This is a genomic window from Streptomyces sp. NPDC091289, from assembly GCF_044757365.1.
Lineage (GTDB): Bacteria > Actinomycetota > Actinomycetes > Streptomycetales > Streptomycetaceae > Streptomyces.
The window spans coordinates 230,844-248,171 of sequence record NZ_JBIVUT010000001.1 but is presented as its reverse complement, the minus strand read 5'-3'; the positions used below and the strand labels follow the sequence as shown (position 1 = coordinate 248,171).

The 17,328-nt window shown below is 74.7% G+C and carries 12 protein-coding genes; 8 read left to right on the top strand and 4 right to left on the bottom strand.

Translation table 11 applies throughout. From position 1 onward, the window contains the following. The first annotated feature begins 100 nt into the window (after window positions 1-100). The 6 genes from ACIQPT_RS00970 (at window position 101) to ACIQPT_RS00945 (ending at window position 9,918) form a co-directional block, all read left to right on the top strand. Entirely contained in the window at window positions 101-1,087 is a 987-nt protein-coding gene (locus ACIQPT_RS00970) for a hypothetical protein (protein ID WP_401151044.1), read from the top strand. Beyond that, the gene (locus tag ACIQPT_RS00965) at window positions 1,084-2,748 is read left to right on the top strand and encodes a CocE/NonD family hydrolase (RefSeq protein ID WP_401151042.1); all 1,665 of its coding nucleotides are present in this window, start codon (window positions 1,084-1,086) and stop codon (window positions 2,746-2,748) included. Before ACIQPT_RS00970 ends, ACIQPT_RS00965 begins: the two co-directional genes overlap by 4 nt. Continuing rightward, window positions 2,745-4,115 (top strand): YcaO-like family protein, encoded by a 1,371-nt coding sequence (locus ACIQPT_RS00960; RefSeq protein WP_401151581.1) that lies wholly within the window; start codon window positions 2,745-2,747, stop codon window positions 4,113-4,115. The genes ACIQPT_RS00965 and ACIQPT_RS00960 overlap by 4 nt, the downstream gene beginning before the upstream one ends. A 392-nt stretch (window positions 4,116-4,507) precedes the next feature. Continuing rightward, window positions 4,508-6,076 carry a nitroreductase gene (locus tag ACIQPT_RS00955; RefSeq protein ID WP_401151039.1) on the top strand — a complete coding sequence of 523 codons (1,569 nt, stop codon included), beginning with the start codon at window positions 4,508-4,510 and terminating at the stop codon, window positions 6,074-6,076. A gap of 225 nt (window positions 6,077-6,301) precedes the next feature. After that, the gene (locus tag ACIQPT_RS00950) at window positions 6,302-8,041 is read left to right on the top strand and encodes an ABC transporter ATP-binding protein/permease (RefSeq protein ID WP_401151037.1); all 1,740 of its coding nucleotides are present in this window, start codon (window positions 6,302-6,304) and stop codon (window positions 8,039-8,041) included. After that, the gene (locus ACIQPT_RS00945) at window positions 8,038-9,918 is read left to right on the top strand and encodes an ABC transporter ATP-binding protein (RefSeq protein ID WP_401151034.1); all 1,881 of its coding nucleotides are present in this window, start codon (window positions 8,038-8,040) and stop codon (window positions 9,916-9,918) included. The genes ACIQPT_RS00950 and ACIQPT_RS00945 overlap by 4 nt, the downstream gene beginning before the upstream one ends. A gap of 19 nt (window positions 9,919-9,937) precedes the next feature. Here ACIQPT_RS00945 and ACIQPT_RS00940 read toward each other — a convergent pair whose 3' ends face one another. The 3 genes from ACIQPT_RS00940 to ACIQPT_RS00930 all read right to left on the bottom strand — a co-directional run bounded on the left by ACIQPT_RS00940 (window position 9,938) and on the right by ACIQPT_RS00930 (window position 15,294). Then, a complete protein-coding gene (locus tag ACIQPT_RS00940; protein ID WP_401151032.1) occupies window positions 9,938-12,403 on the bottom strand; it encodes a SpoIIE family protein phosphatase in 2,466 nt (821 codons plus the stop codon). Window positions 12,404-12,643: 240 nt separating this feature from the next. Beyond that, window positions 12,644-13,882 carry a glycoside hydrolase family 26 protein gene (locus ACIQPT_RS00935; RefSeq protein WP_401151029.1) on the bottom strand — a complete coding sequence of 413 codons (1,239 nt, stop codon included), beginning with the start codon at window positions 13,880-13,882 and terminating at the stop codon, window positions 12,644-12,646. A gap of 122 nt (window positions 13,883-14,004) precedes the next feature. Next, window positions 14,005-15,294 carry a cytochrome P450 gene (locus ACIQPT_RS00930; RefSeq protein WP_401151026.1) on the bottom strand — a complete coding sequence of 430 codons (1,290 nt, stop codon included), beginning with the start codon at window positions 15,292-15,294 and terminating at the stop codon, window positions 14,005-14,007. A 232-nt stretch (window positions 15,295-15,526) separates the two neighbouring features. Here ACIQPT_RS00930 and ACIQPT_RS00925 point away from each other — a divergent pair, with 232 nt between their 5' ends. Both ACIQPT_RS00925 and ACIQPT_RS00920 read left to right on the top strand, forming a co-directional pair. Beyond that, entirely contained in the window at window positions 15,527-16,054 is a 528-nt protein-coding gene (locus tag ACIQPT_RS00925; protein ID WP_401151023.1) for a tyrosinase family oxidase copper chaperone, read from the top strand. Window positions 16,055-16,073: 19 nt separating this feature from the next. Then, window positions 16,074-16,937, top strand: a complete 864-nt coding sequence (locus ACIQPT_RS00920; protein ID WP_401151020.1) for a tyrosinase family protein — start codon at window positions 16,074-16,076, stop codon at window positions 16,935-16,937. Between the two features lie 67 nt (window positions 16,938-17,004). Here ACIQPT_RS00920 and ACIQPT_RS00915 read toward each other — a convergent pair whose 3' ends face one another. Beyond that, entirely contained in the window at window positions 17,005-17,292 is a 288-nt protein-coding gene (locus tag ACIQPT_RS00915; protein ID WP_137235028.1) for a chaplin, read from the bottom strand. Window positions 17,293-17,328: the final 36 nt, after the last annotated feature.

The following is a 17,328-nucleotide window of genomic DNA, read 5'->3' as shown; positions in this document are numbered from 1 at the left end:
TCAGCCGCCGAGCGCCCCGCCTTCACATTCCGCATCCCCTTTCCCGACTCCCCTTTCCCACATCCCCTTCCGCTTCCCGCTTCCCGCACCGGAGGATTCCGTGACCCGCAGTCGACTCGCTCCCGGTGCCGGGATCGTCACCGTCCCCGGTGCCGGCCCCGTGCTCCGGACCTCCGGAGGGGAGTTCCTGCGCATCGACACCGGCGGTGTGGACGGCGAAGCCCTGGTGCGCCGGCTGATGGGGGAGGGGGCGCCGGGCGAAGGCCCGTACGCCGCTGAACTGGCCCGGCTCGTCGAGGCGTTCGAGGCCGGCGGACACGCGGTGTCCGCCCTGCCGCGGGCTCCGCTCGCCGGCCGCACTGTCCACGTCCTCGGCGACCGCGTGCTCACCGGTCCGGTGGCGCGCTGCGCAGGGGCGGAAGGGGCCGAGGTCCACCTGACCACCCCGGACCGGGTGGCGGAGCTCGCCCGGGCGGCCCCGGAACACCGCGCCGAAGGACGCGTCGCCGTGGTGTGGTGCCTCGACTCACCCGTACCCGAAGGGCTCTGGGACACGGCGGACCGGCTGCCCGGGCGACGCATCGCCTGGCTGCGCTGCCACCGCGAGGGCGCGCACACCTGGATCGAGCCTCTCGCCGCCGCCCCGGGTGACGTCACCTCCCGGCACGTCCGTCTCCGCAGGCTCGCGGCCACCGCCGCCCATCGCGAACTCGCCGCGTACTGGGCCGGACACCGCACCCCCGACACCGGTCCGCACCCCACCGAGGCCTCCGCCGCCCTGATCGCCGCGCTCCTGACCGCCGATCTGATCGCCTGGGCCGAAGCCGAAGCCGAAGCCGAAGCCGAAGCCGAAGCCGAAGCCGAAGCCGAAGCCGAAGCCGAAGCCGAAGCCGAAGCGGGACCGGGTGGGGCCGGACCGGACGGGGCCGTCGGTCTCCTGGTGCGCCGTCGGCTGCGCCGGATCGACCTGCGCGACCTCACCGTCACCGAGCACCCCGTGCTCCCCGTCCCGGACGTCGCACCTCTGCCCGCTCCGACACGGGGCGGGACGCGCGCCGGGACCGGCACCGCGAAGGCGCGCCCGTGAACACCCGTACCGTGTACGTCCCCACACCCGACGGCATCGCGCTCGCCACCGACGTATGCCTCCCGGACGGGCCTGGTCCCCGTCCCGCCGTCGTGATCAGAACCCCTTACGGACGCGACGCCCACCGCGCCGAGCTGCGCGGCTGGGCGGCGCACGGATTCGCCGCCCTCGCCCAGGACGTACGCGGCCGCCACGGCTCACCGGGGGAGTGGCACCCCTACTGGGGCCACGAGAGGGCGGACGGCACGGCCGCCGTCGCGTGGGTGCGCGCACAGGCGTGGAGCAACGGAGAGGTCGTCGCCGCAGGTGCTTCCTACGCCGCACACTGCGCCCTCGTCACCGCACTCGCCGCCCCCGCCGAGGCCCTCCGAGACGGGATTCCCGACGATGCCCACCGTGACGGAGCCCCCGACGCCGTCCTCCGCGACGGAGTCCCCGACGCCGTCATCGCCGCCGTCCCCGCGCTCGGGCTCACCGAGACGGCGCGCGAGCCCGGCGGCCCGGAGCGGCTGTGGGCCCGGGCCGGCTGGTGGGCGGCCCACGGCGACCGCCGCGACTCCGACCCGGACGCCCTGACCCGCGCCCTGGCGGACGACCCCGGGCTGCTCGAACACCTCCCGATCGCCCGACTGGCGGAGCGGCTGGCCGAGGGCCTGGGGCGCGAACTGCCGTCCTGGCCACGGCTCTGGGCCGACCGGGGAAGAGGCCGGCTCGTCGAGCTCGGAGCCGCCGCCCGCACTCCGCTGCTCGCCGTCGGCGGCACCCGTGACCCCTTCGCCGAGGACACCGTGGCCCTGTGGCACGGCTGGGGCGGCCCGGCCCGTCTGCTGCTCGGCCCCTGGGGACACCGACTCACCGCCGACCCGGCCGCACCGTCCCGAGCACGCGTCAACCTCGGTGCGCTGTACGTACGGTGGGCCCGCGCCGCGCTCGCCGACCGCCTGGATCCGACGCGGCACGGGGTCATCGCCCTCGGCGACAGCGGACGCTGGCACAGCACGCGGGTGCGGAGCGCTCCCCGGTCCGCGATCACTGCCGCCGCCACCCCGCCGGGCGGGTCCGGGTCCGAGGGGCCGGACGTCGAACGGGCCCGCACCGTCGCCTGGCCCTTCGGCTCGCCCACCGGTCTACGGCTGCTCCACGGAGCCGAGTTCAGCGCCGACCCGGACCACCCCGTACGCTCCGACGACCTCGCCGTCCCGGCCGACGGCGACCGCGCCGATCGCTGTCTGCTTCTTTCACCGCCGCTGCCCCGCCCGCTCGACCTGGCAGGGGCCGCCGTCGCCCGGATCAACGTCACGGCCGACACACCCTGCGCCGACTGGGCCGTACGCCTGACCGCACTCGACCCGTCCGGCCGAGCGGATCCGCTCGCCTTCGGCATCGTCCGGCGTACCGGCCCGCCCGGCGAAGCCGCGGACATCACCGTGCCGCTCGGCACACTGGGCCGGCGGCTGCCCGCCGGGACCCGGTTGCGTGCCGAGATCGCCGGACACCACTTCCCCGCCCACGCCCGCAACCCGCACACCGGCGAGGACCCGGTCACGGCCACCCGGCTCGCCCCGTCCCGCCGCACCGTGAACCCCCGGGGCAGCGCCCTCCACCTGCCCGTCGTCGCCCGACGCCGCTACGTCGAGCCCGTACCGGAGATATGCCGTTGACCAGCGCCCTGCCCATCGAGGCCCTCGTCGATCCCGTCAGCGGGATCATCCGGGCCGTCGGGCCCGTCGAGCACCCCGCCGGTGCGCCGCCCCGCTACACCGCGATGACCGCCGACGTCGCCGACGCCCGCCGTCTCGGCGCCTGGCCCGCCGACCGGGTCTCGCTCGGCACTACGTTCGGCGACCCCCGGGGCGCGTGGATCGCGGCCGTCGCGGAGGCCGTCGAACGCTACTGCGGCAACCGACTCCCACCGCCCGGCCACCCCCAGGAGCCCCGGCGGGCCACCGCCGCCGAACTGACCGCCGAGGGCCACCGCCTCTACGGGAAGCCCGGTGATCTGCCGACGTACGCCCCCTGGCAGTACGCCCGCCCGGGGTTCCCGTACGCCGAACTCACCCCCGACACACCGGCGCTGTGGACCCGGGCCGTCGAGAACGGGGAGCCCTGCTGGGCCCCCGTCGCGCTGACCCACCTCAACTGGCGTCAGGGCGAACCGCGTTCGCTGCCCCGCACCCACCACCTCAACTACGCGGGCATCGCCACCGGGCAGGGCCTCGACGACGCCGCCGAACGCGGGCTCCTCGAAGTCGTCGAGCGCGACGCGCTGGAGCTGTGGTGGCACCTGGACGGGCCCACCCGGGGCATCGACCCGGCAAGCGTGCCCGGCCTCTCCGAGGACCTCGCCGGGTGTGGGCTGGACGTGCGCATCGTGGAGATGCCCTCCGAGTTCGCCCCCTGCGTGGCGGCCCTCGTGCACGATCCCGGGCGCGGCATATACGCGGCGGGGTTCGCCTGCCGGTACGACCCGGCGGAGGCGGCCCGCAAGGCTGTGCTGGAGGCCGTGCACACCTGGGTGTTCACCCAGGGTGCGGTGGACGCCGACGGCTGGGTGTACCGGGCGGTGGAAGCCGGGATGCTGGCCCGCGGCCTCTACCTCGACCACCGCCCCGACCGGCGCTATCTCGACGACTGCGGTCCCGAGTTCGCCGCCGTCCGGGACCTCGGCGCCCATGTCCAGGTCTGGCTGGACGGCCGGATGGCCCCGCTCGCCCGCCGCTTCACCGAACCCGCACGCGGTACGGTCCCGGTCGCCGCGATCGACCCGGGCAGCCGCACCGGGCTCGACGCGGCGCTCGCCGCCGGTGGGCACCGGGTGATCACCGCGGACCTCACCACGGAGGACGTCGCCGAGACCACCCTGCGTGTCGCCCGCGTCCTGGTCTCCGGGCTGATCCCCAATTCCCCTGCTGCCTTCGGCTACTTCGGCTGCCCGCGTTTCGCGACGGCGGCGCTCGCCCGGGGCTGGCGCTCCCGACCGCCGGCCACCCCGCAGGACTTCACCCTCGCCCCGCCGCCGCACATGTGAAGGAGCACACCGCCATGCCCGAGACCTCGGCCCGAGCCGCCGCGCCCGCCGCTCCTGGGGCCCGAACCGTGCGTCCCGTTATGCCTGTTGCCGGGGTGCGCGCCGTGCCGCCCGACGCGTCCGCCTCCGGTGCGCACGCGGTGCGGCCCGCCGCGACTGCCTCCGGTGCGTGCCCTGCGTCGTCCGACGTACCCGCCTCCGGTGTGCGCCCTGTGGCGCCCGCCGCGACTGCCTCCGGTGCGTGCCCTGAGTCGTCCGGCGTACCCGCCTCCGGTGCGCGCCCTGTGGCGACCGATGCGCCCGCTTCCGGGGCGAGAACCGTGCTGCCCGTCGCACCGGTCGCGGGGTTGTGCCCCGCGCTGTCCACCGCGCCCGCTTCCGGGGAGCCCTCCATGCCGACCGCCGAGGCCGCTTCCGGCGCGCGCGCCGTGCTGCCCCATGTGTTCGCCTCGGGTGCGCGCGCCGCACGGACCGCCGCGTCCGCCTCCGGGACGCCCGGGCCACGTGCCGTCCACGTCGCCGAACCCGCTCCCGTGCCGCCGGACGCGTCCGCTTCCGCCCGTGCCCCGGGGGCGGCTCCCGGCTCCCGAACCGAGCGCCCCGCGCCGGCCCTCCTGCGTCAGGCGCTCGCGGACGCCCGGTCGCCGAGGGTTCCGGACCTTTCCCCGTACGTCCCGGAGCGCCCGTTTCCCTGGAACGGTCCCGGGCTGCCGCTGTCCGGGACCGGTTCCGGGGCTGCGATCGACCTGGACCGTGTGCTGCGGCTGTCCCTGGCCGCACCCACTGGCACGCCGGGCAGGCTGCGGCCCGTTCCCTCGGCGGGCGCCCTCCATCCGGTGCGCGCCCACTTGCTGCTCGGGCCGGGATGTTCGCTGTCGCCCGGACGCTACGCCTACGACCCGCGCACCCACCGCGCCCATCCGCGTGGCCCGGCCCCCGCCGACGTCCCCCCGGGCGCCCTCGTCGTCCTCACCGTGGCCGCGTCCCGCACCGTCGCCCACTACGGCCACCGGGCCTGGCCGCTGCTGCTCCTGGACGCGGGACATGCCGCCGCCGCCCTCGCGCTGGCCGGGCCCCCGGCCGTCGGGGTCCGGGTCGCCCTCGACGCGGACGGAGCCCTGCTGTCCGCCGCCGCCGGGCTGCCCCCTGCCCCGGACTGGCAGGACGTATGGCCGGGCACCGAGCCGGAACTGCCGCTCGCCGCAGCCAAGTTGTACCCCCTGGGCCGAGCCGGGGGCGCCGATGGGTCACTGAGTGCCTGGGCCGCCCTGCCTCGAGCCGGGGCTCCGGAGCCGCAACCCGGAGCCGAGACCTCCCCGCCCCGCGAACTCGCCGCGGCACGGCATCTGTTGCACCACATCGCAGAAGCCACCGCACTGCCCGGCGGCACCTGGTACCCGGCCCCGCGCCCGGGAGCGGTGACCGACGATGTCCTGGAAGCGCGCCGGAGCGCCCCGCCCGACGGGCTGAACCATCTGCCCGGTCACGACGCGCTCGCCCGGATCGTGGCCACCGCGCGGACAGTTCGGCCGGCCGGACCCGCATGGACCGCAGCGGTCGGTGGTGCCACCCCGGCCCTGTACGACGTATCGGCTTCCGGCAGTCGGGGCCTCGCCGTCCGGGCCACCGGCGACGCGCGCCCCACCCTCGCCCGCTGGGCCGCGCACCAGCAGTGGGTCGGCACAGCCGGCGCGGTGCTCCTCGCCCACGGCTGCCCCGAGGACGCTCCGCCGGCCGCTTTCCGCAGCAGCCGCCTCATCGCTGGATACGCGGTCGGCACGGCCCAGGCCCACGCCGCCGCACTGGGCCTGCGCTCACGCCCCATCGGCTCCTGGCAGCAGGCGGATCTGGGCGCGGCGCTCGGCGACACCCCCGGACGCGACTGGATCGTGCACGGCCTGGCCCTGGGCGGCCCCAGGCCCCCGCGAGCACACCGGAGCCCGTCCGCCCCACCTCCGTAACCCGGAAGCCGCCCACGTAACCCGGAACCACCCAACGACAGGAACCGGCATGCAACAACCGGCATCGGCACGCAACGTCCGGCACCGGCACGGGCGCGCAACGACCGGAACCGGTACCCAGCATCCGGCACCGGCACCGGCACCCCAGGACCGGCCCCCAACACCCGACCCCCGACCCCCGGCACCCGACCCCCAACAACCCCCGCCCGGCGAGGAAGTACGCCCATGATGCTCCACCCGGAACTCCTGCGCGCCGCGAGCACCGCGCGCCGCCCGCTCGGCCTCGCCACCGCACTGCTCGCGGCGGTCACCGCCACCCACCTCGCCCAGGCCGTTCTGCTCGCCGTCGTCCTCTCCCGGATCGCCCAGGGGGAGACCGCCGCCCTCGCCCCGCTGCTCACAGCCGTCATCGTCGTCGTCCTGGTCCGCGCCGCCCTCGGCCGCGCCCAGCGCCTGACCGCCGTCACGGCGGGAGCCACCGTACGGGTGAGGCTCCGCGACACTCTCCTTCAGCGGCTCGGCGCGCTCGGGCCCACCGCGATCACCGGTGCGCGGGCCGGAGCCGTGCGCGCCACGCTGGTGGACGGCGTCGAGGGCGTCGACGCGTACATCTCGCGGTATCTGCCCCAACTCCTCATCACCTGCGCCGCTCCGCCGCTGCTGCTCGTCGCCGTCGCGCTCGTCGAGCCGTACGCGGCCCTCGCCCTCGGCCCCGCCCTGCTGCTCGCCCTCTTCGGGCCGCGCTGGTGGGACCGGCTGCTCGCGCGGCGCGGCAAGGAGCACTGGGATTCCTACGAAGCCCTCGCCGCCGACTACCTGGAGGCTCTCCAAGGGATGCCGACCCTGCGCACCGCCGGTGCCGTCGGCCGCGTACGGGAACGGCTGGAGCGGCGGTCGGCCGCCCTGCACCGGACCACCGTCGCCAAGCTCCGGGTCTCGCTCGTCGACACCGGCCTCACCGACCTGGCCGTCCAGGGCGGCACCGTCGCCGCCGTGCTCGTGGCGTGCTCCTCGGCCGCCACCGGCCGCACCGCCGCCACCGGCACCTACCTCCTGCTCCTCCTCGCCTCCGAATGCTTCCGCCCCGTCCGCGACCTCTCCCGCGAGTGGCACGCGGGCTACCTCGGGGTGTCGGCGGCCGACGGCATCGCCGGACTGCGCACCGCCGAAGCCGCCGTGCCGGACCGGGGCACCGTGCCCGCCGTCTGGCAGGACGCCCCCGAAATCCGTTTCGAGGACGTGCACTTCACCCACCCGGGGAGCGGGCGGCCCGCCCTCGACGGCGTGTCCTTCACCGCCGCCCCCGGGCGCACCACGGCCGTCGTCGGTCCGTCCGGGGCGGGAAAGTCGACCCTGGTGAGCCTGCTGCTGCGGCAACGGGACCCGGACCGGGGCCGCCTCACCGTCGCCGGGACGGACACCGCCGCGTACACCCTCGCCTCCCTGCGCCGGGGCATCGCCGTGGTCTCGCAGGAGACCTACCTCTTCCACGCCACCGTCGCGGAGAACCTGCGCATCGCCCGCCCCGCCGCCACGGACGAACAACTCCGCGCCGCCGCCCGCACCGCCGGGATCGACCAGGAGATCGCCCGGCTGCCGGACGGTTACGCCACCCTCGTCGGCGAACGCGGCGCCACCCTCTCCGGCGGACAGCGCCAACGGCTGGCCCTCGCACGGGCGTTGCTGGCCGACGCCCCGGTCCTGATCCTGGACGAGGCCACCAGCGCGGTCGACGAACGCGGCCAGGCACGCATCGTCCGGGAGCTGACGACCACCGGCCGCGGCCGTACCTGCGTCGTCGTCGCCCACCGGCTCGACGCCGTACGCGACGCCGACCACATCGTCGTCCTCGACGCGGGCCGTGTCGCCGCGGCGGGCGACCACACCACCCTGCTCGCGGGCGGCGGCGTCTACGCCTCGCTCGTCGCGGCCGGGCGCACCGCACAGGAGGAGCACGCCGCATGACCCCGACCCCGCCCCACGCCCCGGCCCCGGCCGATCCGCCACGTCCCCCGACGCCCGGCCCCTCCGCCTCCTCTTCCTCTGCCACCTCCTCCGCCACCTTCACCGCCTCCGCCGCCTCGCCCGGCGATGCCGCAACCGGGGCCCTGCGCTCCCTCCTCCCCGTCCTCGGCGCGCACCGCGTCACCGTGCTGCGCACCTGCCTGGCCGCCCTCGTCGACCAGGCGGCCCTGGTGGCCCTGGTCACCCTCGCCGCGTACACGGTGGGCACAGCCGTCACGGAGCACCGCCCGCCCACCCCCGGGACCGTCGCCGTCCTGGCCGGGCTCGTCCTGCTGCGGGCCCTCGCCACCTGGCGGGAGATGGACCTCTCGCACGACCTCGCCTACCGGGTCCTCGCCGAACTCCGTGTCCGGGTCTTCGACGGGCTGGCCCGCAGCGCCCCCGCCCGGATCGCCGGCCGGCGCAGCGGCGACCTCGCGGCCACCGCGCTCGGGGACGTCGAGGCACTGGAGTTCTTCTACGCCCATGCCATCGCCCAACTCCTCGCCTCCGGCGTGGTGTTCGCGGTGTCCGCCACCGTGCTGGCGGCCCTCGGGCCCTGGCTGCTGCTCGCCGTCGTGCCCGCCGCGCTGCTCCTGATCTGGTCGCCGGTGTTCGAAGCGCGCGGGCGGGCGGAGCGCGGGGCGCGGACCCGGAGCGCGCTCGCCGAGGTGTCGTCCGAGACCGTGGAGAGCGTCGACGGGCTGCGTGAACTCCTGATGGCAGGGGCGCTGAACCGCAGGCGGGCCCGGCTCAGGTCCGCCGGGCGCCGGCTCGCCCGCGCCCAGCGCGCCGAGCAGTCCTGGGAGACCGGTGCGGGCGCGGCCCGCGATCTGCTGGTCGTCGCCGCCGTCATCGGGGTCGTGGCGGCCGCCGCCCACGCCGCGTCCGCCGGACGCCTGGACGGGGCGTGGGCCCCGGCCGCCCTGGCCCTCGCCCTGGGCGCCCTCGCTCCGGTCGCCGAATCGGCGGCCGCACTCGGCCGGGCGGGCGGCCTGCGCGCCGCCGCGGCACGGGTCCGGGCCGCCGTACACGCCCCCGCCGGAGCCCCCGCGCCGACCGCCCCCCGCCCCGCACCGGCGGGACCACTGGGCCTGCGGCTGCGCGGCGTACGGTTCGGCTACGGGGGAGAGGCCGTGCTGGACGGCGTCGACCTCACCGTCCGGCCCGGCGAGACGGTGGCCCTCGTCGGAGCGTCCGGGGCGGGCAAGTCGACCTGCGCCCACCTTCTGGCGCGGTACTGGGATCCGGCCGAAGGCGTCCTGGAGCTCGTGCCCCCCGCCCCGGCCCACCCCGTCGACCTGCGGGACCTCACCGAGGAGGAGCTGCGCGCCACCGTGTCCGTGGTCGGGCAGGAAGCCCCGCTCTTCCACGGCACCCTCGCCGAGAACCTCCGCCTGGGCGCCCCGGACGCCACGGCGGACGAGGTCGGCGCGGTGGCACGGATCTGTGGCGTCGACCTCATCGCCGACGCCCTGCCCGACGGGCTCGACACCGCCGTCGGCGAGCGCGGGGCGACCCTGTCCGGCGGCCAGCGCGCCCGGGTGGCCCTGGCCCGAGGGCTGCTGAGCGCCCCGCGCGTGCTCGTCCTGGACGAGACGACGGCCCATCTGGACCACCGGGGCGACGCGGAACTGGCCCGGGCGCTCACGGTGGACTCCGCCACCCGGACGACCCTGGTGATCGCCCACCGCCCGGCCACCGTCCGCAGGGCCGACCGGATCGTGGTCCTGGACGGCGGGCGCATCGTCGAGGAGGGCACCTGGGACGAGCTGATCCTGGCCGGCGGCCCGCTGACCCGCCTCTTCGCCCGCGAGGAGGCGTCGGCCCACTCCTGACGGTGTCGATCAGGGGCGTTCAGGGAAGGGGCTGCTCCGCCCAGATGATCTTCCCCCGGGGGGTGTAGCGCGTGCCCCACCGATGGGCGAGCTGCGCGACGAGGAACAGCCCGCGCCCTCCCTCGTCCGTCGTCCTGGCGTGCCGCAGCCGCGGCGAGGTGTTGCTGGCGTCGGACACCTCGCAGGTCAGCGCCGACTGGAACAGCAGCCGCAGCCGGACCGGCCCCGAGCCGTACCGGATCGCGTTGGTCACCAGCTCGCTGACGATCAGCTCCGTCGTCATCGACAGCTCCGCGAGCCCCCACGCCTCCAGCTGGCGGGAGACCTTCGCCCGGGTCTCCCCGACCGCCGCCGGGTCCACGGGAACGTCCCACGAGACCAGGTGCTCGGGGCTCAGGACATGCGTCCGGGCGAGGAGCAGGGCGATGTCGTCCGGCTGCGGGACGGGCAGCAGTTCCTTGACCACCGCCGGACACAGATCCTCCAGCGGCAGCGCGGCCCGGGACACCGCCCGGCCCAGCCGTTCCATGCCGCTCTCCATGTCCTTGTCGGTCCCCTCGATGAGCCCGTCGGTGTAGAGGCCGAGGAGGCTCCCTTCGGGCAGCTCGATCTCCAGTGACTCGAAGGGCAGCCCGCCGAGGCCCAGGGGCGGCCCGGCGGGCAGGTCCGGGAAACTGACCGTGCCGTCCGGTGTGACGACCACCGGCGGCGGGTGACCGGCCCGCGCCATCGTGCAGCAGCCGTTCGCCGGGTCGTAGACGGCGTACAGGCAGGTGGCCCCCACCACCGTCGTGCCGCCCCGCTCCGCCGGGCCCCCCGCCCGCTCCTCCTCGCTGAGCCGCAGGACGAGATCGTCCAGGCGGGCCAGCAGCTCGTCCGGGGGAAGATCCATGTCGGCCAGCGTCTGTACGGCGGTGCGCAGCCGGCCCATGGTCGCGGCGGCCCCGATGCCGTGCCCGACGACATCGCCGATGACCAGCCCGACCCGGGCGCCGGACAGCGGGATCACATCGAACCAGTCGCCGCCGACCCCGTCCTTCGCGTCCGCCGGAAGGTAGGACGACGCCACGTCCAGCGCCGTCCCACCGCGCAGCGTGTGCGGCAGCAGGCTCCGCTGGAGCACCAGCGCCGCGGTGTGCTCCCGGGTGTAGCGGCGGGCGTTGTCCACGCACACGGCCGCACGGGCCACCAGCTCCCGGGCCGGCGCCACATCGTCCTCGTCGAACGGCACCGGATTCTGCGACCGCATGAAGGTGGTCAGCCCCAGCACGGTGTCGCGCGCCCGCATCGGCACGGAGATCAGCGAGTGCAGCCCGAACTCCCGGAGCCGGGCGGCCCGCGCGGGCTGCTCCACCGTCCACCCGTGACTGTCCGGGTCGAGCACCGGCAGCAGGACCGGGTCGCCGTCGAGGAGGAAGTGCGCGTCGTGCGGCGGCGGCACGAAATCGACCGGTTCCCCGACCCGTACGACTGCCTCCGGACAGCCCTCGCGCACCGAGCTCATGCCTGCCCGGCGCATGGCCGGCCGCTCGCCCTCGGCCGGCGCGGCCGCCCCGGGCCGGTCACCGCCGAACGGGGTCTCCAGCAGGTCGACGAAGACGAAGTCCGCGAACCGGGGCACCGCGAAATCGGCGAGCTCCTGCGCCGTACGCTGTACGTCCAGGGTGCTGCCGATGGCCGCTCCGGCCTCGTTCACCAGCGCGAGCAGCCGGCGCGCGTTCCACCGGTCGGTGACGTCGAGGACCAGGTAGCCGATGCCGACCCGCCGGTCCTGGGCGTCGGCCAGCGGGAAGAACGAGCTCGCGTACGCCCGTCGGCGGTGCGGATCGGCCCAGCTCCAGCCCAGATACTCGTAATCCGTGATCGCCTCGCCGGTCGACAGGACCTGTCGCATCAGCCGCTCGATGGGCGCCGCCAGCGCTCCGGGCAGCACATCGCCCGGCCGGCGTCCCAGCCGCTGCTCCCGGGGGACACCGCCGAACCGCTCCAGGGTGTCGTTGAGCCAGAGATAGCGCAGTTCGGGGTCGAGCACCGCCATCCCGACCGGCGACCGGGTCAGAAAGTCGTCGAGCACGGACCCGCTCATCGTCCAGTGCGGGGTGAGCTCCCGCCCGGACACCAGGAAGCCCTCCTGCCCGGCGATCTGGAACGAGGCGGTGGCCCGCACGTCGATGTCCAGCGCTCGGCCGTCCCGGTTCCGCAGGGAGATCAGCCCGCTCCACCCCGAACCGGCCCGGCAGCGCGCGGCCACCGCGGCCGTCCGCCAGGCGTCCGGGGGGCCGGCCAGGAGCAGGGTGGCCGACCGGCCCACCACCTCGGCCGCCGGATACCCGAGCAGCGCCTCGGCCCCGCGGGTCCAGCCGATGACCGTGCCGTCCCCGGCGATCACCGCCGCCGCGTCGTCGGCCGTCCGCGCCGGTCGCAGCCCGTCCCCGGAGGGCAGCGGGCCGGGCTCCGCCGGGGAGCCCTCATCGGCGGATGCCATTGCACCTCACCACCCTCTGTAGGTTTCCATGGTCGCGCGTCGCCCCGGACCGCGCCCGGTGCGCCCGGTGTGCGGTCCGGGCGGGGGGTGTCCCTCGTTCGGCGGCGTGACGGAGCGGGCGGTGCCCGCGTTGGTGGTGGTGACAAGCGGTTGCTCGTCCCCCTGCCCCCGCGCTGGACCCGTGTGGGTGGACGGCTCCGGCCCCCGACAGGTGGGCCGGAGCCGTTTCCATGCCCGGGGTCAGTAGCGGAAGCAGATCTTGCGCTCCTTGAGCCACTGGCCCAGCCAGTCGCCGAACGGCACGGTGACGCACCACCTGCGGGCGGGCGGCGCGTCGGTCACCGGTGGCGTGGGCGTGGGCGCCACCGGCGGGGACGGCTGCGTGGACGGCGGGACCGTCGGGGACGGGGCCGGGTCCGTAGGCGTGGGTGTCGGCGTCGGAGTGGGGCTGGGCACGGGCCCGGCGGGCGCGGCCATCTCCGTCAGCATCGTCCGGAACACCTTCGAGGACCGCGGATTGCTCTTGCACTGCCAGACGCCGTGCGGGCAGTAGTCCGTGACCGTCTGGTAGAGCGGCTTGTGCCGGTCGATCCACTCCAGCATCCGCCGCATGTACTCGGGGTTGTCGCCGTTGCGGAAGAGCCCCCACTCCGGGAACGAGATGGGCTTGCCGTGCTCCGCGGCGAAGTCGACGTGCTTCTGGAGCCCGTACGGGTCGCTGATCTGGTCGTCGAAGGTCTCGCCGGGCGGCTGGTCGTAGGAGTCCATCCCGATGATGTCGACGACGTCGTCGCCCGGGTAGCACTCGGTCCACGGCACCGCGTCCCGCCCCCGGCTCGGCGTGAAGTCGAAGCGGAACTCCTGGCCGGGCACCGCGCGCATCGCGGTGACGATCCGCTCCCAGTACGCCTTCCAGGACGCGGGATCGGGACCGCACCGATGGGTGTACGTGGTGCCGTTCATCTCCCAGCCGAGCACGATCACGGTGTCCGGGACGCCCAGCCCCACCAGGCGCTCACCGAGCTTCGTGAAGTGCTGGTCGTAGTCCCCGGCCGCGCCGGCCCGGAGCAGGGTGCGCACCTCGCCGTCCGGGACCCGCTCCTCGTTGCGCTCCAGCATCGGCACGTTCAGGACGAACATCCGGTCCTGGTCCGCCTGTCTCCAGTCCGCCCAGGCGTCCAGGAAATCGGGTGCGCCCTCGATGTTCACCCAGAGATCGCCCGGCAGATACGTGTGCCCCACCCGCAGCTCCGCCCCGCCGAGCCAGCGCGACAGCTCGGCCATCCTGCTGACCCCGGCGGGCCCGTAGTCCAGATACGCGCCGTGCGCCGTGCCGCTTCCCGCGCCCGGTGGGCCGGGGGCGGCGGCGTCGACGGAATCGGTGCCCGGCGGAGACTGGCCCGCGATGCCACCCCCTGCCAGGAGGCTGAGAGCGGCCGCCGCGATGCACGAGACGATGAGACGGCGCTTTGCCGGCATTACTCCTCCTGGCTGCGATGAATTCCGGCCGGTTCGGCCTGATAGGGAGAGAGTTTCATCATCATGCACCGGCGGCATGCGCAGGAGTCCATTTATCGTATTCGGCGTTGCGGGCGTGCCGTTCAGGTGAATGTGGGGCCGAACGTGAACGGCAGCGAGCCGACACGGTTGTCGAAATTCGAATCGACCAGTTCCGGATCTCCCAGCTTCCGCATGACAGGCCGTCGGTCGATCAGTTCCCGGAACAGGGCCGTCATTTCGAGACGGGCCAGATGCGCCCCCAGGCAGTGGTGCGGGCCCCCGCCGCCGTATCCGAGATGGGGATTGGGCGACCGGGTGATATCGAAGCGATCCGGATGGGTGAAAACCGCCTCGTCGCGATTGGCCGACGCATAGACGAGAGCGACTTTCTCCCCCGGAAGGAACGTGCGGCCGCCGAGTTCGCATACGGCGGTGACGGTCCTGCGGAACTGGATGATCGGCGTCGAATGCCGGACGATCTCGTCGACGGCGCCGCCGATGTACCGGTCGAAGTCGGACCGCAGCAGCTCCCGCTGCTCCGGATGCCGGTCGAGCAGGAACAGCCCGTGCGCGATGGCGTTGCGGGTCGTCTCCACCCCGGCCACCAGCAGCAGGGAGAAGAAGGCCCCCAGCTGCCGCCCGGACAGTGCTTCGCCGTCGATGTCCGCCCGCACGAGCGCCGAGACGAGGTCGTCCTCGGGGTGCCGGCGGCGCTCCCGGGCGAGCCGCCCCATGACCCACTGCATCCGGGCCAGGGACGCCAGCCCCCGGCCGGGAATCCGCAGCCGGGCCCGGCCCCGGCGCTCGACGCCGACGTGCTCGGACGCGTGGTCGATCTGCTCCGCGATCCGTGCCCGGTACGCCTCCGGGATGCCCATCAGGTCGCAGATCACCTCCAGCGGCAGCCGCGAGGCCGCCGACGGCATGAAGTCCCCGGGCCGCTCGGCGATCAGCTCGTCCACCAGCCGCCCGGCGAGCCGGCCGACGTTCTCCTCGACGTCCGCCAGCAGCCGGGGCGTGAACCGCCGCGAGATGATCCGGCGCAGCGCCGCGTGCTCGGGCCCGTCCATGTTGACCATCGAGTTCCCGAACAGCGCCTTCGCCCAGCCGGCCGGCTCCGGGGTGGTGACCCCCGGGGCGCTCGCGAACACCTGGGGCGTGCGGCTCGCGGTCCGCACGTCGGCATGGCGCACCAGGGCGTGGAACGGTGTGCCGGAGGTACGCGCGGTACCGGGCCGGGGAGTGAACAGCACCGGCGCGTCCAGCTCCCGCAGCAGGGCGAACGCCCGGAGCCTCTCGGGGCGCGGCAGCCGCCAGAACGCCGGGTCGGCCAGATCGACGTCCGCCGCGCGCAGCACACGGTCGCCGGACAGCTGGTTCGGAACGGTCATGCCCATCACCTCCACGGTTCGCCAGGCCATGTTCCGGTCCGCCCGCCGCGCAGGCCCTCCCGACGCGGCCCGTCGCCGCCGATGGCCCCGCACCCTCACGCGTTTGACGGAACGTGACCGCCGCGTGTGCGCCGTACGCCGCACGCACGAGAACTGTTTCGGCACCGCCTCGTTGTCAACATCGCCATCAGCAGCACCTCGGACGAGTTAACGAGAGGCAGGCAGTCTTCTCATGAGCCCCACCCCAGCGAAACCGGGCGGCACCCGCGTTCCCTCCCGCCGGATCGTCCTGCGCGGAGCCTTCACCGCGGCCGTGGTCACGGGCACCGCGGGCGCCCTGCTCCCGCTGCTCGACCGTGAGCAGGCCGCCGCGGCCCGGCCCGCACCGGGACCCGAGGCCCTCGGATCCACGGCGGAAAAGGGATCCACGGCGGAAAAGTCATCCGCGAAGTCAGCCACGAAGTCGTCCACGACGGAAGAGTTCGCCGAGATGTACCGGGGCCGGGAGATCCGGGGGACGGCGACCGTCATCGTCCCCGCCGGCGCCCCGGACGACGACCGGGTGGCGGTCGTCGCCGAACCGGTCACCGAGATCCGCATCGACGGCAGGCCGCTGCACGTCATGCGGCGGGCGGACGGCACCTATCTGAGCGACGTCCGGCACTACGAGTCGTACCCGACGCTGCTGGAGACGGCCCGCGCCGCCGTCGACGAGCTAGGCAACGCCTCACTCGCGCCCCCCGTCGCGCACCACATGTGAACCAGGAGGACCAGCACCGGTGTACACCCGCAAGAACCAGCGCGACCTCACGCGCACCGAGAAGCGCCGGCTTGTCGACGCGATCCTGAAACTGAAGCGCTCCGGCCGCTACGACGACTTCGTCGTCATGCACCGGGAGTACTACGTCATGGACACCGAGCGCCGGCCGCGCCCGGCGCACATGACGTCCTCGTTCTTCCCCTGGCACCGCCAGTACCTGCTGGAGTTCGAGAAGGCGCTCCAGGGCGTCGACGCGGGCGTCAGCGTCCCCTACTGGGACTGGACCCAGGACAACAAGCAGACCTCGTCCCTGTGGGCGGAGGACTTCCTCGGCAGCAACGGCAGGCCCGGTGACCGCCAGGTCACCACCGGAGCGTTCGCCTACGAAGCGGGCAACTGGAGTGTCGGAAAGGGCGTCACCGACGAGAACTACCTCACCCGCAACTTCGGCAGGCCCGGCAGCAACCCGGTCTCGCTCCCCACCAAGGACGACGTGGCGAGGGCGCTCAAGGACCCCGTCTACGACACCGAGCCCTGGAACAGCATCAGCACCGAGGGCTTCCGTAACCGCATCGAGGGGTGGGGCATCCGGGGCGTGCGCACGGTGGGCCTCCATAACCAGGTCCACCAGTGGGTCGGCGGCCCGATGGCGGGCGCGGCCTCCCCCGAGGACCCGGTGTTCTGGCTCCACCACTCCTTCATCGACCTGCTGTGGGACCGGTGGCGCAAGGCGCACCCGAAGTCCGCCTATCTGCCCGGCCGCAAGCCCGCCTCGCCCAGCCAGGACCGCGAATACGTCTTCGGCCTGGACGAGGCGATGCCCCCCTGGGGCGTGCCCCCGAGGAAACTCCTCGACCAGAGCAAGGTCTACCGCTACGCCTGAGCCCGGACGGAGGAACGGCCGGCCCCCTCCGCGAGGAGGGAGCCGGCCGTTCCGGTGGAGCGGGAGATCAGCGGCCGTAGCCGTAGTCCCCGTCGCCGCCGTCGTCGTGGCCCTCGGAGGCGTTGACGCAGGTGTTGCCGAAGGCCGGGTTCAGCAGGCCGATCACGTTGATCGTGTTGCCGCAGAGGTTCACCGGGACGTGCACGGGGACCTGGACGCTGTTGCCCGAACCGACGCCGGGGGAGGCGGCGGCGAGGCTCTGCGCACCGGCGTCCGCGGACGCCATGCCGGCGCCGCCGGCGATCAGGGCGCCGGTGCCGGCCATGACAGCGGCGACCTTCGTCATACGAGACATTGAGAACTCCTAGTAAAGAAGGGGGTGAGCTGCGGA

Bases quoted from the DNA above. Each gene is read 5' to 3' on its own strand.
- ACIQPT_RS00940 (WP_401151032.1), bottom strand. From the start codon at position 12,403: ATGGCATCCGCCGATGAGGGCTCCCCGGCGGAGCCCGGCCCGCTGCCC.
- ACIQPT_RS00925 (WP_401151023.1), top strand. From the start codon at position 15,527: ATGAGCCCCACCCCAGCGAAACCGGGCGGCACCCGCGTTCCCTCCCGC.
- ACIQPT_RS00930 (WP_401151026.1), bottom strand. From the start codon at position 15,294: ATGACCGTTCCGAACCAGCTGTCCGGCGACCGTGTGCTGCGCGCGGCG.
- ACIQPT_RS00945 (WP_401151034.1), top strand. From the start codon at position 8,038: ATGACCCCGACCCCGCCCCACGCCCCGGCCCCGGCCGATCCGCCACGT.
- ACIQPT_RS00915 (WP_137235028.1), bottom strand. From the start codon at position 17,292: ATGTCTCGTATGACGAAGGTCGCCGCTGTCATGGCCGGCACCGGCGCC.
- ACIQPT_RS00950 (WP_401151037.1), top strand. From the start codon at position 6,302: ATGATGCTCCACCCGGAACTCCTGCGCGCCGCGAGCACCGCGCGCCGC.
- ACIQPT_RS00955 (WP_401151039.1), top strand. From the start codon at position 4,508: ATGCCGACCGCCGAGGCCGCTTCCGGCGCGCGCGCCGTGCTGCCCCAT.
- ACIQPT_RS00935 (WP_401151029.1), bottom strand. From the start codon at position 13,882: ATGCCGGCAAAGCGCCGTCTCATCGTCTCGTGCATCGCGGCGGCCGCT.